Genomic DNA, 21832 nt, shown 5'->3' with positions numbered 1-21832 from the left:
GCGCGGCGAGGGTGCCGGATGCCGGGATTGGCTCGCCGGCTGGGATGCGCCGCCTCCGCTACGACTCGAGTCGCGCCGCTGACATCTCGACCGGCCTGCCGATGGTGCACTCGATGACCGTTTCCAGGTCGGCCCTGGTGGCGCCGTCGCGGGCGGACAGGGCCATGCCCTGCAGGACGGTCATGTAGTAGGTGGCCAGGGCGCTCGCGTCCGTGCCGGGCGGCAGGTCGCCGTCCGCGATGCCGCGACGCAGCCGGTTCAGGATCGCAGCGTGCATCTCCTGGCGCCGTTCGACGAGAAACGCCTGCAGGCCTGGGTTCTTGCCGCTGCCCGCGACCGAGGCCAGCACGACCATACAGCCCGGCGGGGTCGCAGGGTCGGTGAAGCGGTCGGCGTTCGCGCGCAGCATCGCGGCGATCGCCGCCCGGGCGTGCGGCGTACGCTCCAGCGCGAGCCGTGCTGGCAGGCCCTCGGTCGCCGCGTAGAGCTCGACCGCGAGCCGGAACAGCTGCTCCTTCGAGCCGAAGCAGGCGTAGATGCTGGGGGAGGCTATGCCCATCGCGGCGGTCAGATCGTGCATCGATGTGCCGTCAAACCCGTGGTGCCAAAACAGTTCCATCGCCCGCCGCAGCGCGATGTCCCGATCGAACCCGCGCGGCCGGCCCCGCTCGCCCATCCCCACCCCATTTCTGTGTCGCCCGTGAAACATATCTCTTGACCGGGCCGGCGGCCACTGATACCTATTTTGTGCTAAGCGACACAGAAATCGGGAGGTACATCGATGGCGCCACTCATGGGCAAGGTAGCCCTCGTCACCGGCGGCGGCCGCGGCATCGGCGCGGCGGTCGCCCGGCGCCTGGCCGCCGACGGCGCGGCCGTCGCGCTGACCTACGCCTCAGCGCAGGACGGTGCCCGCGCGGTCGCGCGGGACATCGAGGCGGACGGCGGGCGGGCCGTTGTGCTGCAGACCGACCTGGCCGAGCCCGGGGCGGCGGCCGAGGCCGTCGGCGCCGCGGTGGCCACGCTCGGGCAGCTCGACGTGCTGGTCAACAACGCGGCGTACTTCGCCCGCGGCGCGCTCGACGAGATCACCCTCGAGGACGTCGACCGGACCCTGGCCGTGAACGTGCGGGCGGCGTTCCTGGCCGCTCAGGCCGCGGCCCGGCACATGGGACCGGGCGGACGGATCATCACGATCGGCACCACTGTCGCCGGTCGCGTGCCCGTACCCGGGATGAGTCTCTTCGCCATGAGCAAAGCGGCGCTGAACGGACTGACCAGAGGGCTGGCCCGCGACCTCGGCCCGCGGGGCATCACCGCCACAATCGTGCACCCCGGGCCGATCGACACACACGCCAACCCGGCCGACAGCCCGCAGGCATCTGTCATGGGCGCACTGACGGCACTCGGCCACTACGGCCGCCCGGACGACGTCGCAGCGACCGTCGCCCACCTGGCGGGAGAAGGCGGCCGATACATCACCGGCGCCGCCATCGCGGTCGATGGAGGCTTCGCCACCTAACCCCCTGTGGACAAACCGCACATCGCCACCGGCGACCAGCCCGGCCATCGCCGGGCCAAGACATGCGGCCCGTCCACCTCCTACGGGCCCGCCGTGGATCATTGATCGCGTTGCACCACGCCATCTCGACCAAGTCCGACGAGATGATCGAATGCGCTGATCCCGGCATGACGGCGCGGCTCGTCCGACCAGAGTCCTACGTCGGCCTGCCGCGGGCCGTGACCGGCTCGGCCGACGGCCGACGAGCCAATCGAGGGCCGTGTCGGACGACGCGGAGCATGAAAATTCTTTGGCCCTGATGTCGAAACGGCGCGCTGTCGCGCGAAGGACGGGTGCGGGCCGGAAAAGCCGGCCCACCAGCTGACCGCTGTCAAGGCGCTCAAGGGCCGCACCGGCCTCCAGCACTTCGAGACCACCACCTCGAGTCCGGGGTGGTCGTGTCGACCTACCACGTCACCACCGCCTGAACAGGAGCACCGAGATGAGCGACGACATGAGCCAGGACGTCACCGATTACCTCGCCAAGACCAAGCCGTGGCAGCAGGACCTGTGTGCGATGCTGCGCCAGACCGTTCTCGACACCGTTCCCGGCGTCGAGGAGGTCATCCAGTACGGCCGGTCCGGTCGGCCCGTCCGAGTCGGCCACGGACGCTGCGGCGATGACCTGGTCAATGCCGCCGCCACCAACGTGCGGCAACAAGCCGGCGCGGGGCCGCGCTGCCGGCCGCGCTCATGGCGGCGTGGACGGCAACGGCTCGGTGCCACGTGTGCGGCTGGTCAAGTGCGGGTCGCCGCTGCCAGGATGCATGGATGGGGAGCGCTTGGCGCAGCATTGTCGGAGTCGTCGCCGGTACCGTCGCCGCGGGGGTCTGGGCCGTGAGCCTGGCCGTCTACCAGCCGATCATGGAGCCCCACGGATTCTGGACGGACCCGGCGACCGGCGCGATGTATCCGGTTGTGGCCAGCAACAACACCTACTGGCCGCGTGATATCCGGCAAACCGCGATCCTGGTGGCGTTCGCCGCCGTGATCCTCATCTGCCGGGCGAACCTGCGCGCCATCCTGGTGGCGGCGGCCGGCACCGCGGTGTGGATCGCCGCCGACCTGGTCCTGGACCGCGTCGACGTGCACGGGAGCGGCACCGCGGCCGTGCTCGCCGGCGCCGGGGCGGCCGCCTTCGCGGTGACCGCGCTGGTCGCGCGGCGGCTCTCGACGGGCGAGCCCGGCGGCGAACGCACCGTGCACCTGACGGCCACCATGACCGCGGTGCTCGGCGCCCTCACGCTGCTCGTCACCACGCCGTGGGAGGAGCCAGTCACCGACCCCGCGAAGGTCCGGGTCGAGAACGCGCTGACGCTGCTCGAGGTGGCGCTGGCCGTGGCGTGCGCCGCCGTCGCCGCCGGCCTGATCCGCCCGGCCGGCTGGCGGCGGGTCGCCGTGTTCGGCGCCGTCGCCGCGCTGGCCGCCTGGTCGGTCACCGCGGTGGAGAGCCTGGACGGCTTGGCCGGCCTGGTTGTCCTGCCGGTCACCGCCGCGGCCGCCGTCGCCGCCGCGCGCGACACCCCGCTGTGGCGGCTGCTCGTCGCCGCCGCCGGGGGCGCCGTCCTGATGCTTCCGGCCTTTCTGATCGTGTACCTCATCGGCTCCGCCCTCGGCGCGGCGATGACGTCCGCCGCCAGCAGCCCGCCGGTGAACTCGGCGGACACGGACCTCGCGCTGCCCTTCGCGGCGGTGGTCTGCGGGCTGATCCTGGCCGGCATCACCGGCTGGGTCACCGGGCCCGCGTTCAACAGGTCCGCGCCGGTGCCGACCCAGGTTCCATAATTCCGCCTCTGCAGCGAGCCCGACCTCGCGCGCCTCGCCGTCGTCAAGCGCATGAAGCCGCTCGGCTTCAGCCGCGAGGAGATGCGCGACCTGCTCGACATCCTCGACTCCCTCGCCGCCGAGCCGGCGCCGGCCGGCGAGGTCCGCACCGCGCTGCTGGACCGGCTGCACGGCTGGCTCGCCATGGCGGAGGGCTTCGCCGGGCGGTTCCAGGAGCAGGTCGACCGCTTCGCCCCGTGACGCCGCGAGGCGGACTCGAAAATGGGTGGAACGGCACGGCGCATGCAATGAGGCACGACATCGCATGCGCCGCACCGGCTTGGGGTCAGGCCGTCGGGCCCATCTTCGTCAGGCGCGAGTACAGCTCGGGCCGCCGATCCCGCAGGAACGGCCGCTTGCGCCGGGTGCGGTCGATCAGGCTCAGATCCACTTCCGCGACCGCCAGGCCGTCGGCGCCGTCCGCCGCCTCGGCCAGCACGTCGCCGTCCGGGCCGTAGACGGCGCTGAGGCCGAAGTAGTCCTTGACGCCCTCCTTGCCGACCCGGTTCGAGCAGATCACGAACAGGCCGTTGAACACCGCGTGCGCGCGCAGTTCCAACTGGAAGACCTCGCGCATCGGGGCGCTGGCCGAGGCGACCGGCACGCACAGCACCGAGCCGCCGCGCAGGGCCACGATCCGGCTGAGCTCCGGGAAGTGGCGCTCGTAGCAGATGATGGTGCCGACGCCGGTTTCGCCGGTGTCGACGACCTCGGGCTCCGAGCCGCCGGGCTGGAAGTAGAACTTCTCCGGGAAGCCGTTGGAGAAGGGCAGGTGCGACTTGCGGTACACCGACTTGAGCTCGCCGGCCACGTAGGTGCAGGCCGTGTTGTAGTACACGCCCGGCACGTCGGCGGCCTCGAAGATCGACGAGACGATGGTCATGTTGTGCTGCCGCGAGCGCTCGGCGGCCATCTGGTTCGAGGGGCCGTCGATGCGCTCGGCCAGTTCGAAATAGTCGAGGTCCGGCTCCGGCTGGACGAACGGCACGGCGAAGAGCTCCGGCAGCAGCAGAATCCGGGCGCCCTGGCCGGCGGCGTCGTCGATCAGGGCGGCGGCGCGGCCGATCGTCTCCTTGCGGTCGTTGGAGGCCTGCAGTTGCAGCGCGGCGAGCTTCACGCGGGGACCCTCTCGTGGGAGGCCTGGGTCAGGCCGGTGATGGACACCCCGGAACGGGTCTTGTACCGCTTGTTCACCGAGATGAGCACCGCGGTCAGCGGTTCCAGCTGACGGGCCAGCCGCAGCCGGCCCGCGTCGACGCCCCGGCCGCCGGTCACGTCGGCGGCCAGGCCCATGACGAGCTCCTTGGCTTCGCGGTCGTCGCCGCACACCAGGACGTCCTCGTGGCTCAGGTTCGCGTCCGGGTCGAGCAGCAGCGGGGCCGAGAGGTGGTGGAACGCGCCCACCACGGTGGCGCCGTCGGCCAGGGACGCGGCCTCCTCGGCGGCGCTGCCCGCGGGGACGTCGAGGCCGAACGGGCCCTGCTTGTCGAAGCCCAGCGGGTTGACGCAGCTGATGACGATCTTCCCGGCCAGCTTGCCGGCGAGGGCCTGCAGCAGCTCGGTGTGGCCGTCGTAGGGCACGGCGAGCAGCACGACGGGTGCCGAGGCGGCCGCGTCGAGGTTGGATGCGCCGGTGATGTTCCCGGCCTGGTGCCGTAGCTCCACGGACGCGATCTCGAGCTCGTGGCGCAGTTCCACCGCGGCGGCCTCGGCCTTCTCGGGCGAGCGGGAGCCGAGCACGATGGAGTGTCCGGCGCGAGCCAGGCGGTAGGCCAGGCCGCGGCCCTGGGGACCGGTGCCGCCGATGACGGCGATCGTGGTGACGCTCATGCCTTGGCCGCCTGGGCGAGCCGGGTGAGGGTCTGCTCCTTGTCGCCCAGCGTCGAGATGATCGGGCTGCGGACGCCGGCCTCGTGGTACGACATCAGCTTCTCGAACGCGTCGTCCGTCGAGCCACAGGCGGTCACGTTCTGGACCAGGCTGTTGGGGACGAGCTGCATCGCGCGCTTGATGTCCTCGGGGGTCGCGGGCCAGCCGGCGATCTCCTGGAGCCGGTCGACCAGCTCGCGCTCGACGCCGCAGTGCTCGGCGATGTGGGGCTGCTGGCACAGGTACAGCGTCAGGAAGGCCTTGCAGGCGTCGATGGCCTCCTGCGGGTCGTCGTCGTTGATGCTGCACGAGACGATCTGCGTGAGGTCGATCGACGTCTTGCCGTCGGTGCGCTTGGCCAGGCCGCGCTCGATGGCGGCGTTCGCGCCGACGAGGTACGACGGCGGCAGCAGGAAGTCCATGTGCACGCCGTCGCTGATCTCACCGGCCAGCTCGAGCATCTTCGGGCCCACGGCGCCGATGTAGATCGGGATGTCGACGGGCTTGTTCTCGCGGTACATGCTGTCGAATCGCACGCCGCGCATCTGCACGAAGTCGCCCTCGAAGTCGACGAGCTCGTTGCGGAAGAACGACTGCAGGACGGTGATGTACTCACGCATCGACGCGATCGGCTTGACGAGGGGCTGCCCGACCTTGGTGGCCGGCGGCTCCCACCAGGCGCCGATGCCCAGGATCGCGCGGCCGGGCGCGACCTCGTCGAGGGTCTTGAAGGTGACCGCCATGAGCGCGGCGTTGCGGCTCTTGTTGTTGACGACACCGGTGCCGATCTTCACGTTGCGGGTCTTGCTCGCGATGATCGCGGCGGGCACGATGCCGTCGCGGGCGAGGCGCCCCTCGGCGACCCAGACCGACTCGAAGCCGTTCTCGTCGGCGAACTCGGCCTGCCAGTAGGTCTGCTCGAGGCTGAGCCGCTCGCCGACGTGGATGCCAAGAGGAATCTTCATAACGCTCCGTTCAGAAGAGGTGCGGCGCGCCGCGCTCGGCGAAGGATCCGCGGCCCGCGGCGCCGTCGAAGGAGCCGTCGGCGCCGACCAGGTGGTCGCCGCGGGACAGGACGTGGACCGGCTTGCCGGTCACCCGCATCCCGTCGTAGAGGTTGTAGTCGGTGCGCATGTGGGTGTTCTCGGTGGTGATGACGTGGTCGGCCTTCGGGTCCCACACGACCAGGTCGGCGTCGGCCCCGACGGCGACGATCCCCTTGCGGGGGAACAGGCCGAAGAGCTTGGCCGGCCGGGTCGAGACCAGGTCGACGAACCGGCAGGCGTCGAAGCGCCCGCTCGCCACGCCGCCCTCCCAGAGCACCATGAGCCGGTCCTCGATGCCGGGCACGCCGTTGGGCACCTTGGGGAAGTACCCGGGGCTGCGCAGTTTCTGCGGGGGCAGGTCGTCGGGCTGGTGCAGGCAGAAGCCCGCGTGGTCAGTCGCGACCGTCGCCACCGCGCCGGTGACGAGCGCCTTCCACAGGCCTTCCTGGTTGCTGCGCTCGCGGATCGGCGGGGAGCACAGGTAGGCCGCGGCCTTCTCGCCCAGGCCCTCGTAGTCCTCGTAGGCGACCTGCAGGTACTGCGGGCAGGTCTCCGCCCACACCCGGCGGCCGTCGGCCCGGGCCCGGCTGATCTCGTCGGCCGCGGCGGCGCTGGAGACGTGCACGACGTACAGCGGCGCCCCGACGGACTCGGCGAGCACGATCGCGCGGTGCACCGCCTCGGCCTCGGAGTCGTGGCCGTGTGCGGTCGCGTGGAAGTGCTCGGCCGTGTCCCCGCGGTCGATGAGCAGCTGGGTCTCGCGGGCCACCATGTGCCCGTTCTCGGCGTGCACCATCGGCAGCACGCCGAGATCACGGGCGAGGTCGAAGCCCTCGAGCAGCTCGCCGTCGTCGACCATCTGGGTGCCCGGGTAGGCCATGAAGAACTTCCAGCTGGCCGCCCCCTCCCCGACGAGCCGGCGCAGGTCGTCGAGCACGTCGGGCTGCTGGACGCGGGGCGGGACGATGGCGTGCAGACCGAAGTCGATGACCGAGCGCTCCAGGGCCGCATCGCGGCGGCGCAGGTAGGTGTCGTACAGCGACCGGTCCGGCTCCTTCTTGACGAAGTCCAGGATCGTCGTGGTGCCACCGTGCGCGGCGGCGACGGTCCCGGTGTAGAAGTCGTCGGCCGTCCTGGTGGTGAACCCGTCGATCGGGTACTCCAGGTGCGTGTGCGCGTCGATGCCGCCCGGGATGACGAGCATGCCGGTCGCGTCGATCACCTCGTCGGCGGTCCAGTCCGAACCGATACCGAGCGCGACGATCCGCCCGTCGCGCACCAGGACGTCGGCGCGGATCGCCGAGTCGGCGTTGACGACGGTACCGCCGCGAATCAGTGTCGATCCCATGTCACTCCCCTGTCACTGCCCTGTGTCGCGTTCAGCCCTGGTAGTGCTCGTCGGCGAGGGCGAGGACCTCGTCGAGCACGCCGAGCGCCAGATCGATCTCGGCGGCGTTGATGACCAGCGGCGGGGTGAGGCGCAGGACGTTGAAGTTGGCGGTGAGGTACACGCCCCGCTCCATCGCGGCCTTGAGCAGCTTGCCGACCGGGGCGGCCGCGGGTCCCTTGGCGTTGAACGGGACGAGCGGCTCCTTGGTAGCGCGGTTCTTCACCAGCTCGACGCCGTAGAAGAGGCCGCGGCCGCGGATGTCGCCGATGCTCGGGTGCCGCTCGGCCAGCTGGGCCAGGCCGGCGCCGAGGCGCTCGCCCATCGCCCGCGAGTTGTCGACGACGCCCTCGTCCTGCATGATCCGCAGCGAGGCCACGCCGGACGCGCACGCGAGGGGGTGACCGGCGTAGGTCATGCCGCCCCAGAACATGTTCGTGCGCAGCCACTCGGAGATCCGCTCGTTCACCGTCATCGCGCCCAGCGGGACGTAGCCCGAGTTCAGGCCCTTGGCGGTGATGAGGATGTCGGGCGTGACGTCCCAGTGGTTGCAGGCGAACCACTCACCCGTGCGGCCGAAGCCGGCCATGACCTCGTCGAAGATCAGGATGATGCCGTACCGGTCGCAGACCTCGCGCAGCGACTGCAGGTACCCGTCCGGCGGGTAGAGCAGGCCGTTGGTCCCGGTGACCGGCTCGACGATGACGGCGGCGACGGTCTCGGGGTTCTCGTACTGCAGGATCTCCTCGAGGTGCGGCCCGCCCGAGCAGACCGGGCACGGGTCGGGGTGCCCGGCCGGGCAGCGGTACGTGTACGGGTCGAGCATCCGCACCACGCCGCTGATGCCCGGCTCCGCGGCCCACCGGCGCGGGTCGCCGGTGAGCGACATCGCGCCGGCGGTGGCGCCGTGGTAGGAGCGGTACCGCGCGACGATCTTGTGCCGGCCGGTCACGTGGCGGGCGAGCCGTACCGCATTCTCGTTGGCCGCCGCGCCGCCGGTGGTGAAGAAGCTCATCTTCAGGTCGCCGGGGGTCAGGTTCGCGATCATCTCGGCGAGCTCGGCCCGCGAGCGCTCCGCGAAGCCGGGGCCGATGTAGCACAGCTCCTCGGCCTGGGCGCGGATCGCCTCGACGAGGCGGGGGTGCTGGTGGCCCAGGTTCAGGTTGACGAGCTGCGACTGGAAGTCCAGGTACTTGCGGCCGTCATAGTCCCAGAACCACGAGCCCGAGCCGCCGGCGACGGGGATCGGGTCGAGCGAGCCCTGCACCGACCAGGAGTGGATGACGTACTCCTTGTCGACCGCCTTCACCCGCTCCGCGGTCCAGGCGTCGGTGCCGATCTGGTTCTCGGTGATGGTCATGCGCCGGCCTTGACCTCGGCGCCGAACGTGGCGAGGCGGGCGAGCGGGCGGCCGGCGTTGGCCGCGGCGACGATCACGAAGATCTCGCGGGGCCGCGGGACGTCGGCGACCTGCAGTGTCACCGTCTGGTGGTGCGAGCGGGTCTTCGAGTCCAGCTTGTGCTTGAGCGGGATGTCGATCGGGCTGCCGGTGAGCCCGACCTTCTCGGCCGCCGGGAGCAGCTCGGTGCCGCCGGCCGCGTTGCGGAACATGTTGCCGAACCGCAGGTTGTGAATGAGCGCCGAGCCGTGCTCGAGCTCCCCGTCGATGCCGACCAGCGCCGCCTTGCCGAAGGCCTCGACCTCGTCGCCCAGCAGCTCGACGCAGGCCGGGCCGATGAGGCTGCCGATCTCCTCGCCCAGCTCGTCGGCGAGGGTCACCAGATCCTGCACGTACTCGCTGGGGTAGGGGTTCTCGATGACGACCCCGACGAACGCGACGCGGTGGCGGGGCTGCACGTCCTGACCGTTCTCCAGCCAGGTCTCCTCGAGGTGGCGAACGATCTTCCGGACCCTGATCACGATCACTCCTCTGTGGTTCATTGAACGAACCGTCGGTTCAAATACTGTAGACACTGCAGGGGGCTGTCAAGAGCCGTGAGGACTCGAAGCTCAGCTCGAGTAGAGGTCGGTCCGCCGGTCAGCCAGCGGCTGGTTGAACGGGTTCTCCCGGCGCTCCCGGCGGGTGCCGATGAGGTCGACCTCGGCCAGCACCAGCTCTTCGCGGTCGCGGCTCGCGGGCTCGGCCAGCGGCCAGCCGTCGGGGCCCACGAGCACGGACCGCCCGACGAACTCCTGCCCGCGCTCGACGCCGATCCGGCTGATGCCGGCGACGAAGAACTGGTTGCTGTGCGCGCCCGTCATGCACATCAGGTGCGCCATCGCCGGCCCGGTGTCGGGCTGCCCGGGCACGGGCACCCAGTTCGACGGCAGCACGAGAAGATCCGCACCTTGTACGGCCGCGCTGCGGAACATCTCGGGGAACCAGGCGTCGTAACAGATGCCGACGCCGATGCGCCCCAGCGGGGTGTCGAACACCGGGAAGCCGGCCGTGTTCGGGTCGTAGATGCGTTTCTCGTCGTTCCAGAGGTGGGCCTTGCGGTACGTGCCCAGGTGGCCGTCCGGCCCGAGCACCACCGCGGAGTTGTAGACCCGCTCCCCGTCGAGCTCGGTCAGGCCGCCGACGATCCAGATCCCCAGCTCCGCCGCGAGCGCGGCCCAGCCGGTGCTCGTGGGGCCGTCGGGTATCGGCTCCGCGTACTTCGCCGCCTCCGCCCGGTCCTGGAACACGTAGCCGGCCGAGGACGCCTCGGGCAGGACGACGAGCCGGGCCCCCTCGGCCGCGGCCCGCCGGATCCAGGCCGACGAGGCCGCGAGGTTGCCCTCGACGTCACCGAGCACCGGTTCCCACTGGACGCCGGCCAGCAAGAAGCCGGTCACCAGTTCGCCCGGACGGCCGTGTACTTGATGTTCAGGTACTCGTCGATGCCGACCCGCCCGCCCTCGCGGCCGAGCCCGGACTGCTTCACCCCGCCGAACGGCGCCGCCGGGTTGGAGATGACGCCCTGGTTGAGCCCGACCATGCCGCTCTCGAGGCGTTCGCTGACGCGAAGGCCGCGGCCCAGGTTCTCGGTGAAGACGTAGGAGGCGAGGCCGTACTCGGAGGCGTTGGCCAGGCCGACCGCCTCGTCCTCGGCGTCGAAGACCACGATCGGGGCCACCGGGCCGAAGATCTCCTCGCGGACCGTCCGGGCATCGCCGGGCACGTCGGCGAGGACCGTCGGGGCGAAGAAGTACCCGTCGCCGTCGACGGCCGCTCCCCCGGTCACGACCCGGGCGCCGGCCGCGGTCGCGTCGCAGACCAGCTCACCGACCGACTTCACGGCGTTGCCGTCGATGAGCGGACCCACCTCGCTCGCCGGGTCGAGCCCGTGGCCGACGCGCAGGCGGCCCAGGCGCTCGGCCAGGCCGCTGACGAACCGCTCCGCGACGCAGCGCTGGACATAGAAGCGGTTGGCGGCGGTACAGGCCTCGCCGACGTTGCGCATCTTGGCCTGGACGGCCCCCTCGATGGCGAGGTCGAGGTCGGCGTCGTCGAAGACCAGGAACGGCGCGTTGCCACCGAGCTCCATGGACGTGCGCAGCACCCGCTGGGCGGCCTGGCCCAGCAGGGTCCGGCCCACCTCGGTCGAGCCGGTGAACGACACCTTGCGCAACCGCGGGTCGTCCAGCAGCGCCGAGCTGGCCTCGCCCGAGCGGGCCGTGGTGAACACGTTGACCACGCCCCGCGGGACGCCGGCCTCCTCGAGGATCGCCACCAGCGCCAGCATCGACAGCGGGGTCTGCTTGGCCGGCTTCACCACGACCGTGCAGCCGGCCGCGAGCGCCGGACCGATCTTGCGGGTGCCCATCGCCATCGGGAAGTTCCACGGGGTGATGAGCAGGCACGGGCCGACCGGCTGGCGCATGAGCAGCACCCGGGAGCCGCCGGCCGGGGCCGGCAGGTAGCCGCCGTCGATACGGACGGCCTCCTCGGCGAACCAGCGGAAGAACTCCGCCGCGTAGGTCACCTCGGCCTGCGACTCGGCGAAGGCCTTGCCCATCTCCAGGGTCATCAGCCCGGCCAGGTCGTCGCGGCGCTCGACCATCAGCTCGAACGCCCGGCGCAGCACCTCGCCCCGCTCGCGCGGCGCCGTGGCGGCCCAGGTGTGCTGGGCCCGGTCGGCGGCGGCCAGGGCGTCGAGCGCGTCGGCGACGGATGCGTCGGCGACCTCCGCGATCACCGAGCCGGTCGCCGGGTCCTCGACCGCCAGGGCCTTGCCGCCCTGGGCCGCCCGCCACTCGCCGTCGATGTACAGGCCCTTCGGCACCCGGCCGGCCGCCGCCGTCGCCGCGGCCAGCGCGTCGTCAAATGAGGCCATTGCTTCCTCCTCCACCGGCCGGTCGTCCCCGGTCCGGTCCATCGCCGGCGTTACAGCCGGCCTAGCCCACTGGGCAGCTCGATGTCGGTATTGCTGAGCAGCTCGCTGAGTTGCCGGGCGGCCTTCATGACCGACTCCGCCACCTCGTCGATCCGTTCGCGGGTGAGCCGGTAGGTGGGGCCGCCGATCCAGACCGCGTACGGCGTGGTGCCCCGGATTCGCACCGGCGCCGCCACCGAGGCCGCGCCGACCTCGAGCTCGTCGTAGGCGAACGCGAACCCGCGGGCGCGGACCGCGGCCAGCGAGCCCATGAACGTGTCCAGGTCGCCGACCTCCGGCGGGGCGTACGCGGCGAACTCCTCGGCGAAGTCGGCGCGGACCTCGGCCGGGTCGAGCGCGGCCAGCAGCACCTTGCCGGTGGACGTGGCCCACACTGGCTGGGTCCGCGGCACGGGCTTGAGGGTCTGGCCGATGAGCGAGGGTCCCGGCACCTGGGCCACGACCATCACCTTCGGGGCGAGCAGGACGTCGAAGCCCGCCGTCTCCCGGGTCTCCCCCGCCAGGCCGCGCAGGACGTCACGCATGTGGCCATAGGCGCCGCCGCCGTCGAGCAGGCCGCCCACGATGGACAGCAGGCCGAGGGACACGCGGTACCGCCGCGTCACCGGGTCGAGGGTCAGCCAGCTCTCCCGCTCGAGCACGGTCAGCACCCGGTAGCAGGTCGCCTTCGGAATGCCCGCCTCGCGCGCGACCTCGCTGAGGCCGACGCCCTCGGGATGGGCGGCCACCGCGCGCAGCAGCCAGATGGTGCGCCGGACCAGGCCGGCTTCACCAGATGCCATCGAGTTCCTCCCGTTATCCGCTTGCCATCGTCAGCGGCAATTCTTTCGATGCCATCCTGGCAGTCGCGGCGGGCCACCGGGATGCCGGACGAGGCCGCCACCCCGTCCGGCACCCCGCGCGGCTACTTGCCGCCCTCGGTGATCGTCGGCGTCTCGGGCTTGTAGGAGCTGCCCACGACGTCCACGCCGGCCGCCTTGAGCTCCTCGCGGGCCTTGTCGGACAGGTCGGTGCGGAACGCGCTGCTGTCCGGCTTGCTCTTGAGCACGCCGCCCTTGATCGCGATGTCGATGGTGGAGTCCCACGACTTCTGGTCCATCGCGCCGATGCCGTTCGGCGACGGCCAGATCAGCTTGTTGACCTCGGTGAGCATCCAGGTCTGGTGACCGGTGCCCAGCGCGCTGCCGTGGTTGAGCACGATGTCGACGCAGCCCTTGAGGTCGTCGCGGCAGGCGGCCCAGCCCTGGTACGACGCCTTGAGGAACTTCACCGCGGTGTCCTGGTTGGCCTGGTCCTTGAGCCAGTCCCCGCGGGCGTAGATGCCGTCCTCGAGGCTGGTGTAGCCGGCGTCCTGCAGGCTGATCGCGGTGAAGTCCGACGGCTGGTACAGCTTGCCGGTCTTCGGGTTCTTGGTCTCCAGCAGCTGGGCGTACTCGTTGTACGTCTTCGCCTGCGCGCTGTCGACCTCGCGCTTGAGCAGCAGCGACATGTCGAACGGCTGCTGGATGATCTGGGTGTCCTTGGTCGGCTCGACGCCCGCGCCGCGCATCGCCGCGTACTGCACCAGCTCGTTGCCGTAGCCCCAGCTGCCGGTCTTCTTGCCCTTGAGGTCGGCGAGGGTCTTGATGCCCGAGTCGGCCCAGGCGACCTGCAGGTACGCGCCGCGCTGGAAGACCTGGCCGATGTTGACGAGGTCGGCGCCCTGCTCGCGGGTCGCCATCGTCTTGGTGACGTGGCTGACCGCGAACTCGGCGTTGCCGGAGGAGAGGACCTGCTGGGGGACGATGTTGACGCCGCCCTCCTGGATGGTCACGTCCAGGCACGCCGCGTCGTAGAAGCCCTTGTCCTTCGCCGCGTAGTAGCCGGCGAACTGGGCCTGGGCGACCCACTGGAGCACGACGCGGACCTTGGTCTTCGACTTGCAGTCCTTGCCGGCGTCGGACGCGGCCTGCGTGCCGCTGTCGGACATGCCGCCACAGCCGGTCGCGAGCAGCGCGGTGGCGGTGAGGGCGCTCAGACCGGCTGCTAACCGGCCCGGCCGTCTACGAAGGAACATTGGTGACTCCAAAGCAGAGAAGAGTTCGGGGGCTTGAGGGAGGGGGGTGCGACGCCTACGGGTTCTCGTCGTGCAGCGAGGAGTGCCAGGGCATGAGGAGGCGCTCCAGCAGCGAGACGACGCCGAACATGGCCAGGCCGAGCACGCTCGCCACGAGGATTCCGGCCCAGGCGTAGTCGAACCGGGGCAGCGACGCCTGCGAGGCGATGTAGACGCCGAGTGCGTTGCTCGGGCCGCCGAAGTACTCGGTCACGATCACGCCGATGACGGCGAGGGTGGAGCCGAGCTTCAACGCGTTGAACAGGAAGGGCAGCGCGTTGGGCAGCCGCAGCATCAGCGCCACGTGTCGGGGCTTGGCCGCCAGCGACTGCATGAGCTCCAGGTGCAGGGGTGAGACCTGGAGCAGGCCCCGGGTCGTGTTGACCAGAACGGGGAAGAACACCATCACGGCGGCGACGCCGGCCTTGGAGAGCAGACTGGTGACGCCGAACCAGTTGTTGAAGATCGGGGCCAGGGCCACGATCGGGGCGCAGTTGATGATGACGGCCACGGTGAGCACGGGCCCGGACATGCTCGGGAACCGGCTCAGTACCAGCGCCACCACGACGCCCCAGACCACGCCCATGAGCAGGCCGAGCAGGACCGCCTCGACGGTGATCCGGGAGGCCGACATGATCGTGCCGAACTGGCCGGCGAACGCGGACAGGATCGCGGTCGGCGTCGGGAGGATGAACGACGGGACGTCGAACACGATGACGGCGAGCTGCCACGCGCCGAGGACCACCAGAGCGGTGACGACGACCGGCAGGACGCGGCCGAGCTGGGCCCGCAGCCGGGACGGCTGGACGGCCTGGGTGACGGCCATCAGGCGGCCTGCTCGGCCAGCTCGCTGTGCAGGGCGGTGCGGGCCTCGGTCACCTTGGCGAAGAACGCCTCGGTGGTACGGGTGGCCGAGGTCCTCGGGTACGGCAGGTCCACGTCGATGCTCGCGGCGATCCGGCCCGGGCGCGCCGACATGACGACGATCCGCGAGGACAGGAAGACCGCCTCGGAGATGCTGTGGGTGACGAACACGACCGTGGTCCGGGTGTCGGCCCAGATCCGCAGCAGCTCGCCCTGCAGCCGCTCCCGGTTCATCTCGTCCAGCGCGCCCAGCGGCTCATCCATGAACAGGATCGCCGGATCGGCGGAGAGCGCGCGGGCGATCGCCACCCGCTGCTGCATGCCGCCGGAGAGCTGCCACGGGAAGTGCTTGGCGAACTCGGAGAGCCGGACGAGCTCCAGCATCTCCTGCGCCTTCGCCCGGCGGGCCTGCTTGTCGGCCCCGGCGACCTGCAGCGGCAGCTCCACGTTGCGCTGGACGCTGCGCCAGTCGAACAGGCCGGCCTGCTGGAAGACCATCCCGTAGTCGCGGTCGGTCCGGGCGGCGCGGGGTGTCTTGCCGTTGAGCGTCACCGTGCCGCTGGTCGGCTCGGTGAGGTCGGCCAGCACGCGCAGCAGGGTGCTCTTGCCGCAGCCGCTCGGGCCGAGCAGCGACACGAACTCGCCGCGCTCGATGGTCAGGTCGATGTTCTGAAGCGCGGTCACCGAGCGCTTGCCGCCGCTGTTGAACTCTTTGTTGACTCCGCTGACGGAGATGATGGCGGGCTCAGTCATCAGCTACTCCAGGCACATGTCGAAGGTTCGGTGCGGTCTTGCCACCGCGGACGCCGGGATTCCTGGCGGGAGCGACGGTCCGCCGCTGACGCGGTCCGAGCCATGAGTTCTTGGCTCTTTCTGGACTGCTCACGCATGGCGGTGCCGGAGCGCGAATCGCTCGATCAGGCCCAGCAGCTGCACGAAGACGATGCCGGCGACCGCGGATACGAGGACGGCCGCGTAGAGCTTCTCCGGGCCGTTCGAGTAGTAGTAGGCGAAGGTGAGGATGGACCGGCCGATGCCGCGACCGGTGCCGGCCGACAGCTCGCCGACAATCGCGCCGACGACGCTCGCCGTCGCGGCCAGCCGGAGCCCGGCGAACACGAACGGCAGCGAGGCCGGCACTCGCAGCCACCACAGCACCTGGCGGCGCTTGGCACCGACGCTGTGCATGAGCTCCAGGTGCACCTTCTGCGGCGACTTCAGGCCGCGCAGGGTGTTGATCGTGACCGGGAAGAACGCCAGGTAGGCGGCGATGCCGGTCACGGCGATCCACGGCGGGGCGCCGGCCTTGCCGCCCCAGATCACGATCATCGGGGCGATCGCCACCAGCGGCACCGTCTGCGAGGCCACCAGCCACGGCATCAGGCCCTTGCTGATCGGGACCACGTTGAGGAACACGATCGCGAGCAGCAGGCCGAGCGCGGAGCCGGCGACGAGGCCGTAGAGGGCCTCGCGCAGGGTCACCGTGGTCTCGCCGATCAGGTACGCACCCAGGGACATCGAGTCGCCGCGCCGGGCCGGCTCGATCAGCGAGTGCAGGATCGTCGAGAGGTGGGGCATCGACAGGTCGTCGGTGGCCACCGGGAAGCCGATCTTGGTTCCGGGGATGACGTCGCCGACCGCCTGGCCGAGCGCCTTGTACCCCTCCCAGAGCCCGGCGAGCAGTGCGACGATCCCGATCGAGCCGACGGTGTTGATGACGTGTTTCTTCACGTTAGGTCCGCGAAGGGACCGGCCCTGCGCCAACTGCTGCCGTCCGCGCTGGGCGCGCCCCGTCTCGGCCGACGTCGGCGGCGGAACGATCTTTGTCGCGGTCATGTGCAGGCACTCTCCGAAACCTCTCGGGAGCCGTCGTCCGGCGGTCGTGTTTCACTTAGTGAACCGTTGGATCGGATCACTCAGTGAACTGGTGGTTCACGATAGAGCCGTGACTCACGGCACGTCAATGCATCCGGCAACGCGGATCCCAAGCGTTTCGGCGGACCTTCCTACCGCTGGTGACCTGCGAGTTTCCGCCCGTTGCGGGCATGTTTCGCGTCGGCCGTTCGGCTGGGCCGCAGATCGTCGGGCTTTCGTTTTCGTCGGGCTCGACGTCGGGCCGACCGGTTCGCGGACCTGGGACCCGGTTCCGTTTCCTGGCCGAGCGGGACGTGCCGGGGTGCGTTCAGGCTGGGTGTCGCAGGGCCGGGAGCAGGACGTACTCGACGAGGTCGGTGGCCGTCTGCGGGTCGATGGCCTGGCGTTGCAGGACGACGCTGCGGAATGCGGCGGACGGGACGATGCCGGCCAGCAGGGCGGTCGGGGCCGGTGAGGTGACCTCGCCGCGGGCGCGCCAGCGGTCGATCACGATCGCGAAGGCCACGGCGGGCGGGCGGCCGATCGCGGCGTAGGCGGCGGCGCGGAGCTCGGCATTTCGGCCGAGTTCTTCTAGGAGGCCGGCCAGTACCAGGACGGGGCGGCGGTCGGGCAGGACGAAGTGGCGGGCGCACGCGAGCAGGTCGCCGCGCAGGGTGCCGGTGTCGGGCACGACCGGCGGGCGCTGCAGGGCCTGGACGGCGGCGATGACCAGGTCCGTCTTCGTCGCCCAGCGCCGGTAGACGGCGGCCTTGCCGGTGCCGGCGGCGCGTGCGACGGCCCCGACCGTGGTGCCGGCGAAGCCGTGCGCGATGAGCTGGTCCTGGGTCGCGGCCAGGATCGCCGCGTCGAGCGCCGGATCGCGGGGACGTCCGGCTACCGGGCTGCGGTCGGGGCTCTCAGCTGCCACACAGCAATGATACGAGACCATCGGGTACCGTAATTTACGGGACTGAAAGGTCCCGTAATTTACTCGAGAGGGGTGTGTCATGGTCCGACGTACCGTGCTGATCCTGCTGGGTGCCATCATCGGTGCCGTCGCCGTCAACGCTGTGGTGGCCGCTGTCGCGGTCGGTGCCGGGGCGAGCGCGTCGTCCGGGCCGCTGCAGCTGCCGGTCTACGGCGCCTTGACGGCGCTCGGCGTCGTGGGCGGCTGGCTGGGCTGGCGGGCCGTGCATCGCCGTTCGGCCCGGCCCCGCGCCGTGCTGGCGGTGCTCGTGCCGGCCGTGACACTGGTGTCGTTCGTGCCGGACCTGGCGCTGCTGGCGCTGCGGTTCATCCCGGACACCGGCCCGGCCGCGGTCGTCGCCCTCATGGTGATGCACCTCGTCGTGGTCGCCTTCGCGGTGCCGGCCTACACTCTCGCGACGCGAGTGCCGGCCGGTTCCCCGCAGCCGGCCACCATCCGCTGAACCTCGACGCAGTGTCGACGGCTTCCACCGCTCGACCGTCCCGGTGCGCGATGACAGCGGCAGGTGAGTGCGCCTCGGCGTTGTGGTGTGGTCGGGCCGAGGCATCGCGCGGCCAGCCGGATTGCGGTATCAAGAGCAGCATGGGAATCGCGTTTGGGCTGGCGGTGAACTTCGGGGTTGATCAAGCCGCGGCGTGGACCGCGCAAGACCTTGTCCGTGGTGCGATGCCCTTGACTGCCGGACGCCGGCAAGTCGGCCTACACGAGCCTGCCGTCTGCTGGGAAACTGATGCCGATGACGTCCCGTACCTCCTGATGAGTGTTCTGCCGATCGGCATCGGCCGGGGCTTGCCAGTGGATCGTGGGCACGAGCTTGTCCGGCTGCCGGCCGCCGCGCTGACCGAGCTTGGCCATCAGCTGTACCGGCTGCTCGGCCGATTCACGGGCTACCGGGCCGCCCAGGTCGGATGGGATCCATTTACATTGGTCGACCTGGCCGAGTTGCGACGCGAGTGCGTCGAAGGACTCCAGGCCGGAACAATCCCTGGCTTGGTGCTGGCCGAAAACATCCTGCCGGAGGCCCGCGGTACGGTGTTCAAGCCTTTCGTTCCCGAGTTCGTGTGGATTCCTTACGCGGGCGAACGCCCGTCGACCCTCACCACCGACGGCGACAACCTGGTGGCTTGAGAAGGCGGTTCCGAGCGTCCTGGCACATGGATGCTGACGGACGCTGTTTCCCTTGCCGCCGTCGTGGGCGGTGTGGGTCAGCGCATGGTGCGGAAGGCGCGCCGGATCTGGTCGACGAACAGTTCCGGCTGTTCGAACGCGGCGAAATGGCCGCCACGGGGAAGCTGTTCATAGAAGCGAAGATCGGAGCAGTACCGCTCGCACCAGCGCCGCGACGGACGGAAGATTTCGCGCGGGAACACCGACACACCGACCGGCACGGTGAGGAGCCCGGGATCGAGCCCGTGGGCCGACGGCCGGCCGAAGCCGTGCTCCCAGTAGATTCGGGCCGAGGACGCGGCTGTGGCGGTGTGCCAGTACACGCTGATGTTGTCGAGCATCTGGTCGCGGCTGAGCGCGGCGAGGGGATCACCGTTGTGGTCGGTCCAGGCCCAGTACTTCTCGGCGATCCAGGCGCACTGGCCGACCGGGGAGTCGGTCAGCCCGTAGCCGACGGTCTGCGGCCGGGTCGCCTGTTCGAGGGCGTAGCCGCTGCCCCATTCGCGGTGGTGGGCGGCGTCGGCCAGGCTCTGCCGCTCGAGATCCGTCAGGTCGTCGGAGGGGAACTGGTCGGGGCGGGCCATGGGGAAGAAGTTGAGGTGGATGCCCACCATGCGTTCGGGTTGCTGCGCCGCCAGCGCCGCGGTCACGGAGCCAGTCCAGCGGTACACCCTGGCTCCAGTCGGCCACCGTCGCCGGCTCCGGCCAGCGGGCGCGACCCAGGCGCTGCCGCAGATCATCGAGCGCATCCTCGGCAACGCTGACCCGGAACGCGGCCAGCTCAGCGGTCATGCTGCCACCGTACGACGGAACCCGGCCGCCACCGTGCCCCTCGGGCGCCCTTCACCTGGCGGGTGACCCCGCTGTCCGGCTCGTGCCCGGTCGTGGCGTGTTCGCCGATCAATAGGGGACTGGCCGGTTTTCGCGCGCCCAGAGCTGTTCGGCTTCGCTGCCCGAGGCGGGAGGCCACATCCCGTTGATCATCCATAGGTCCCGAGGGGTTTCGTCGATGTGGAACTCGTAGTAGAGGCCACGGTCCACGGTGGCCTCGCAGATCTGTGTTCGCGTGGCGGGATCCGGCGCGTGGCGAGCGAGGTGATCGATCATGAAGCAGGCCAAGTTCCTCATGCTCGCCGCGCACAAGCTCCTCCCGCAGCGCAGGCACGGCAGCCCGGCCGCGATGCAACATCGACCGGCCCAGCCCACCGTCACCGCCGCCGCGTCGGCGCCGCCGTCCAGCTCGTCCACGGTGCCGGCCACATCACACCGGTAGGTTCCGTCAGTCCGACCATTGGTGCTGCCGGATCAGGATGCGGGTGCGTCGGGGGCCGCCGCGACGGTGGCCGTGGCGGTGGTGCCGTCCGGTCCGGTGGTGATGGTCAGCTCGCTGAGCTGGCGGACGATCCACAGCCCTCGGCCGTTGAGCGCCGCTGGTGGCACCTTGGTGCGTCCGGCTCCCTGCGGGTCGGCCAGGCCGGGGCCGTAGTCGCGGACGACGCAGACGAGGTCGGTGCCGGACCGGGCGAGCGTCAGGTCGCCGCGGCCGCCGCCGTGCAGCACGGCGTTGGTGGCGAGCTCACTGACAATGATCAGCAGCGCGTCGACGGTGTGCCGGTCGACGCCGTCGGCGGTGGCATGGGCCTCGACGGCGGCGCGCAGGGCGTACAGGTCGTCGATCGTGAATGACTGCCGCAGGTCGATCACCGCTCGGGGAAGCTGTTCGGTCGCGGCCGGCCGGCTGTCTGGTTCGGTGTCGTCGAGGGGTGGCTGGCCGTCCGCGGTGACGCGGAACCGTGCGGTGCCGGTCATGTCGCCTCCCGTACCCGTAGCCGTGCGCCGCCAACCGTATCCGCTCCGCACAGCCGCAGCATGGTGGCCGGCAGTGATCCGCAGATCACGTCCATGCTGCGCCCGGGTGGCAACTGTGACGCCGCGCGGACGATGGCCGCCGCGCACGCCCCGTCAACGTACCGCAGCCGGCGGAGGTTGACCTGCGGGCAGTCGTCCAGGCGCAGCGTCTCTGCGAGGGCCTGTTGCAGCACGTCGAGGTGGCGGAAGTCCAGTTCACCGGCGATGCGGACACCGGCCGGGCGGTACTGCCGGCAGATCCGCAGCAGCGGGTCCTCGTGGTACACCTGCGCCGCGACGGCCTGCCCGTGCACATCGGCGGCGAACGCCAGGGTGACCGGGTCGAACACCGCCCGGTCGTACTGGCAGATCGTAGTCAGCCCGCCGCCGGTGAGCACGTCCCGGAAGCCGTGTTCGAAGCGCAGCAGTTCATGCGCGGCGGCATGCGGGCGCGCGGCCCAAGCCATGTCGGCGGCGACCCGCAGACCTGAGTAGCCGTCCTCCGCCGCGGAGCGGACCTGTGCCCGGACGGCATCGAGCATCTGTTCGGCCGTGGCGGTGTCCGAGCCGAGCCAGCCGGTTGCGCAGTCGGCCACCAGCAGCTGACCCCGCTGCGCCGCGGCCGTGGCTGGCACCGACCGGTTGACGAGCTCGTCGACGAACGCCTCCGGCGGGATCCCGTCGCTGTAGCACACGACCCGCGCACCGGCGTCCAGGCCGTCGCCGATGAACACGGCGAGCAGGTCAAGGCGCTCGTCCGCGTCGGTGAACGTCAGACACGCGTGCCCGCCAGCCGGCACCCGCTGCACCTGCATTGGCTGCGCCACCCGACTCCTTCCGCCACGCACTCGGCCCGGGCCATTGCAGCTGCCCAAAGTCGCGTGGTAGCGCAGTGCCCGGATCGCCGACGCGGAGATACCCAATCCGCCGACTCGTCACACCGGCGCGGC

At 70.8% G+C, this 21832-nt stretch carries 24 protein-coding genes and 2 pseudogenes; 6 read left to right on the top strand and 20 right to left on the bottom strand.

The genetic code is table 11. The features are described 5' to 3' along the window. Nucleotides 1–58 precede the first annotated feature (58 nt). Nucleotides 59–676 (bottom strand): TetR/AcrR family transcriptional regulator, encoded by a 618-nt coding sequence (locus tag ACQEVU_RS19865; RefSeq protein ID WP_433325585.1) that lies wholly within the window; start codon nucleotides 674–676, stop codon nucleotides 59–61. 105 nt (nucleotides 677–781) lie between these two features. Here ACQEVU_RS19865 and ACQEVU_RS19860 point away from each other — a divergent pair, with 105 nt between their 5' ends. The 4 genes and pseudogenes from ACQEVU_RS19860 to ACQEVU_RS19845 form a co-directional block, all read left to right on the top strand. Next, nucleotides 782–1522 carry an SDR family oxidoreductase gene (locus ACQEVU_RS19860; RefSeq protein ID WP_433325583.1) on the top strand — a complete coding sequence of 247 codons (741 nt, stop codon included), beginning with the start codon at nucleotides 782–784 and terminating at the stop codon, nucleotides 1520–1522. Between the two features lie 481 nt (nucleotides 1523–2003). Beyond that, the gene (locus tag ACQEVU_RS19855; RefSeq protein ID WP_433325581.1) at nucleotides 2004–2402 is read left to right on the top strand and encodes a hypothetical protein; all 399 of its coding nucleotides are present in this window, start codon (nucleotides 2004–2006) and stop codon (nucleotides 2400–2402) included. Next, nucleotides 2399–3346: a hypothetical protein gene (locus ACQEVU_RS19850; protein WP_433325579.1), complete on the top strand. Its 948-nt coding sequence runs from the start codon at nucleotides 2399–2401 to the stop codon at nucleotides 3344–3346. Before ACQEVU_RS19855 ends, ACQEVU_RS19850 begins: the two co-directional genes overlap by 4 nt. A 36-nt stretch (nucleotides 3347–3382) precedes the next feature. Continuing rightward, nucleotides 3383–3586: pseudogene (locus tag ACQEVU_RS19845) on the top strand (MerR family transcriptional regulator); the annotation flags it as partial. An 85-nt stretch (nucleotides 3587–3671) separates the two neighbouring features. Here ACQEVU_RS19845 and ACQEVU_RS19840 read toward each other — a convergent pair. The 14 genes from ACQEVU_RS19840 to ACQEVU_RS19775 form a co-directional block, all read right to left on the bottom strand. Then, nucleotides 3672–4502, bottom strand: a complete 831-nt coding sequence (locus tag ACQEVU_RS19840) for a nitrilase-related carbon-nitrogen hydrolase (RefSeq protein WP_433325577.1) — start codon at nucleotides 4500–4502, stop codon at nucleotides 3672–3674. After that, nucleotides 4499–5215, bottom strand: a complete 717-nt coding sequence (npdG, locus tag ACQEVU_RS19835) for an NADPH-dependent F420 reductase (RefSeq protein WP_433325575.1) — start codon at nucleotides 5213–5215, stop codon at nucleotides 4499–4501. The genes ACQEVU_RS19840 and npdG overlap by 4 nt, the downstream gene beginning before the upstream one ends. Beyond that, nucleotides 5212–6219 (bottom strand): LLM class flavin-dependent oxidoreductase, encoded by a 1008-nt coding sequence (locus ACQEVU_RS19830; RefSeq protein WP_433325573.1) that lies wholly within the window; start codon nucleotides 6217–6219, stop codon nucleotides 5212–5214. The genes npdG and ACQEVU_RS19830 overlap by 4 nt, the downstream gene beginning before the upstream one ends. 10 nt (nucleotides 6220–6229) lie before the next feature. Further along, nucleotides 6230–7648: a dihydropyrimidinase gene (gene hydA / locus ACQEVU_RS19825; RefSeq protein ID WP_433325571.1), complete on the bottom strand. Its 1419-nt coding sequence runs from the start codon at nucleotides 7646–7648 to the stop codon at nucleotides 6230–6232. A 31-nt stretch (nucleotides 7649–7679) separates the two neighbouring features. Then, nucleotides 7680–9047, bottom strand: a complete 1368-nt coding sequence (locus tag ACQEVU_RS19820) for an aminotransferase class III-fold pyridoxal phosphate-dependent enzyme (protein ID WP_433325569.1) — start codon at nucleotides 9045–9047, stop codon at nucleotides 7680–7682. Further along, nucleotides 9044–9607 (bottom strand): amino acid synthesis family protein, encoded by a 564-nt coding sequence (locus ACQEVU_RS19815; protein ID WP_344513343.1) that lies wholly within the window; start codon nucleotides 9605–9607, stop codon nucleotides 9044–9046. The genes ACQEVU_RS19820 and ACQEVU_RS19815 overlap by 4 nt, the downstream gene beginning before the upstream one ends. Before the next feature lie 90 nt (nucleotides 9608–9697). Beyond that, nucleotides 9698–10525, bottom strand: coding sequence for a nitrilase family protein (locus ACQEVU_RS19810; RefSeq protein ID WP_433325566.1), 828 nt, complete (start codon nucleotides 10523–10525; stop codon nucleotides 9698–9700). Continuing rightward, a complete protein-coding gene (locus ACQEVU_RS19805; RefSeq protein WP_433325564.1) occupies nucleotides 10522–12006 on the bottom strand; it encodes an NAD-dependent succinate-semialdehyde dehydrogenase in 1485 nt (494 codons plus the stop codon). Before ACQEVU_RS19805 ends, ACQEVU_RS19810 begins: the two co-directional genes overlap by 4 nt. A gap of 50 nt (nucleotides 12007–12056) precedes the next feature. Beyond that, the gene (locus ACQEVU_RS19800) at nucleotides 12057–12848 is read right to left on the bottom strand and encodes an IclR family transcriptional regulator (RefSeq protein ID WP_433325562.1); all 792 of its coding nucleotides are present in this window, start codon (nucleotides 12846–12848) and stop codon (nucleotides 12057–12059) included. 122 nt (nucleotides 12849–12970) lie between these two features. Further along, nucleotides 12971–14122, bottom strand: a complete 1152-nt coding sequence (locus tag ACQEVU_RS19795) for an ABC transporter substrate-binding protein (RefSeq protein WP_433325560.1) — start codon at nucleotides 14120–14122, stop codon at nucleotides 12971–12973. A gap of 55 nt (nucleotides 14123–14177) precedes the next feature. Continuing rightward, a complete protein-coding gene (locus ACQEVU_RS19790) occupies nucleotides 14178–14987 on the bottom strand; it encodes an ABC transporter permease (protein WP_433325558.1) in 810 nt (269 codons plus the stop codon). Beyond that, entirely contained in the window at nucleotides 14987–15778 is a 792-nt protein-coding gene (locus ACQEVU_RS19785) for an ABC transporter ATP-binding protein (RefSeq protein WP_433325556.1), read from the bottom strand. Before ACQEVU_RS19785 ends, ACQEVU_RS19790 begins: the two co-directional genes overlap by 1 nt. Before the next feature lie 129 nt (nucleotides 15779–15907). Further along, the gene (locus ACQEVU_RS19780) at nucleotides 15908–16756 is read right to left on the bottom strand and encodes an ABC transporter permease (protein WP_433325554.1); all 849 of its coding nucleotides are present in this window, start codon (nucleotides 16754–16756) and stop codon (nucleotides 15908–15910) included. A 451-nt stretch (nucleotides 16757–17207) separates the two neighbouring features. Further along, nucleotides 17208–17807, bottom strand: coding sequence for a TetR/AcrR family transcriptional regulator (locus ACQEVU_RS19775; protein WP_433325552.1), 600 nt, complete (start codon nucleotides 17805–17807; stop codon nucleotides 17208–17210). Nucleotides 17808–17886: 79 nt separating this feature from the next. Between ACQEVU_RS19775 and ACQEVU_RS19770 the strand changes: the two genes are divergently transcribed. Further along, nucleotides 17887–18309, top strand: coding sequence for a DUF6069 family protein (locus tag ACQEVU_RS19770; protein WP_433325550.1), 423 nt, complete (start codon nucleotides 17887–17889; stop codon nucleotides 18307–18309). Nucleotides 18310–18449: 140 nt separating this feature from the next. After that, on the top strand, nucleotides 18450–18995 hold the full coding sequence (locus ACQEVU_RS19765; protein ID WP_433325548.1) for a hypothetical protein: 546 nt from the start codon (nucleotides 18450–18452) through the stop codon (nucleotides 18993–18995). A gap of 77 nt (nucleotides 18996–19072) precedes the next feature. On the opposite strand, the gene ACQEVU_RS19760 is transcribed toward ACQEVU_RS19765, so the two are convergent. The 5 genes and pseudogenes from ACQEVU_RS19760 to ACQEVU_RS19740 form a co-directional block, all read right to left on the bottom strand. After that, complete coding sequence (locus ACQEVU_RS19760) at nucleotides 19073–19684, bottom strand: hypothetical protein (RefSeq protein WP_433335388.1); 612 nt, start codon at nucleotides 19682–19684, stop codon at nucleotides 19073–19075. Nucleotides 19685–19739: 55 nt separating this feature from the next. Then, a pseudogene (locus tag ACQEVU_RS19755) lies at nucleotides 19740–19826 on the bottom strand (hypothetical protein); the annotation flags it as partial. A 108-nt stretch (nucleotides 19827–19934) separates the two neighbouring features. Then, nucleotides 19935–20282, bottom strand: coding sequence for a tautomerase family protein (locus ACQEVU_RS19750; protein ID WP_433325546.1), 348 nt, complete (start codon nucleotides 20280–20282; stop codon nucleotides 19935–19937). A gap of 57 nt (nucleotides 20283–20339) precedes the next feature. After that, a complete protein-coding gene (locus ACQEVU_RS19745; protein WP_433325544.1) occupies nucleotides 20340–20843 on the bottom strand; it encodes an ATP-binding protein in 504 nt (167 codons plus the stop codon). Further along, the gene (locus ACQEVU_RS19740) at nucleotides 20840–21709 is read right to left on the bottom strand and encodes an MEDS domain-containing protein (protein WP_433325542.1); all 870 of its coding nucleotides are present in this window, start codon (nucleotides 21707–21709) and stop codon (nucleotides 20840–20842) included. Before ACQEVU_RS19740 ends, ACQEVU_RS19745 begins: the two co-directional genes overlap by 4 nt. Between the last annotated feature and the right edge of the window lie 123 nt (nucleotides 21710–21832).

Source organism: Dactylosporangium sp. CA-139066 (assembly GCF_050936175.1).
GTDB lineage: Bacteria > Actinomycetota > Actinomycetes > Mycobacteriales > Micromonosporaceae > Dactylosporangium.
Note: the sequence above shows the minus strand (reverse complement) of the source record. Positions and strands in the feature narration are given on the sequence as shown.

What these genes read in the sequence shown, in the direction of transcription:
- ACQEVU_RS19865 (WP_433325585.1), bottom strand. Translation starts at nt 676, where the DNA reads ATGGGCGAGCGGGGCCGGCCGCGCGGGTTCGATCGGGACATCGCGCTG.
- ACQEVU_RS19860 (WP_433325583.1), top strand. Translation starts at nt 782, where the DNA reads ATGGCGCCACTCATGGGCAAGGTAGCCCTCGTCACCGGCGGCGGCCGC.
- ACQEVU_RS19855 (WP_433325581.1), top strand. Translation starts at nt 2,004, where the DNA reads ATGAGCGACGACATGAGCCAGGACGTCACCGATTACCTCGCCAAGACC.
- npdG (WP_433325575.1), bottom strand. Translation starts at nt 5,215, where the DNA reads ATGAGCGTCACCACGATCGCCGTCATCGGCGGCACCGGTCCCCAGGGC.
- ACQEVU_RS19830 (WP_433325573.1), bottom strand. Translation starts at nt 6,219, where the DNA reads ATGAAGATTCCTCTTGGCATCCACGTCGGCGAGCGGCTCAGCCTCGAG.
- hydA (WP_433325571.1), bottom strand. Translation starts at nt 7,648, where the DNA reads ATGGGATCGACACTGATTCGCGGCGGTACCGTCGTCAACGCCGACTCG.
- ACQEVU_RS19820 (WP_433325569.1), bottom strand. Translation starts at nt 9,047, where the DNA reads ATGACCATCACCGAGAACCAGATCGGCACCGACGCCTGGACCGCGGAG.
- ACQEVU_RS19805 (WP_433325564.1), bottom strand. Translation starts at nt 12,006, where the DNA reads ATGGCCTCATTTGACGACGCGCTGGCCGCGGCGACGGCGGCGGCCGGC.
- ACQEVU_RS19800 (WP_433325562.1), bottom strand. Translation starts at nt 12,848, where the DNA reads ATGGCATCTGGTGAAGCCGGCCTGGTCCGGCGCACCATCTGGCTGCTG.
- ACQEVU_RS19795 (WP_433325560.1), bottom strand. Translation starts at nt 14,122, where the DNA reads ATGTTCCTTCGTAGACGGCCGGGCCGGTTAGCAGCCGGTCTGAGCGCC.
- ACQEVU_RS19790 (WP_433325558.1), bottom strand. Translation starts at nt 14,987, where the DNA reads ATGGCCGTCACCCAGGCCGTCCAGCCGTCCCGGCTGCGGGCCCAGCTC.
- ACQEVU_RS19785 (WP_433325556.1), bottom strand. Translation starts at nt 15,778, where the DNA reads ATGACTGAGCCCGCCATCATCTCCGTCAGCGGAGTCAACAAAGAGTTC.
- ACQEVU_RS19770 (WP_433325550.1), top strand. Translation starts at nt 17,887, where the DNA reads ATGGTCCGACGTACCGTGCTGATCCTGCTGGGTGCCATCATCGGTGCC.
- ACQEVU_RS19765 (WP_433325548.1), top strand. Translation starts at nt 18,450, where the DNA reads ATGGGAATCGCGTTTGGGCTGGCGGTGAACTTCGGGGTTGATCAAGCC.
- ACQEVU_RS19745 (WP_433325544.1), bottom strand. Translation starts at nt 20,843, where the DNA reads ATGACCGGCACCGCACGGTTCCGCGTCACCGCGGACGGCCAGCCACCC.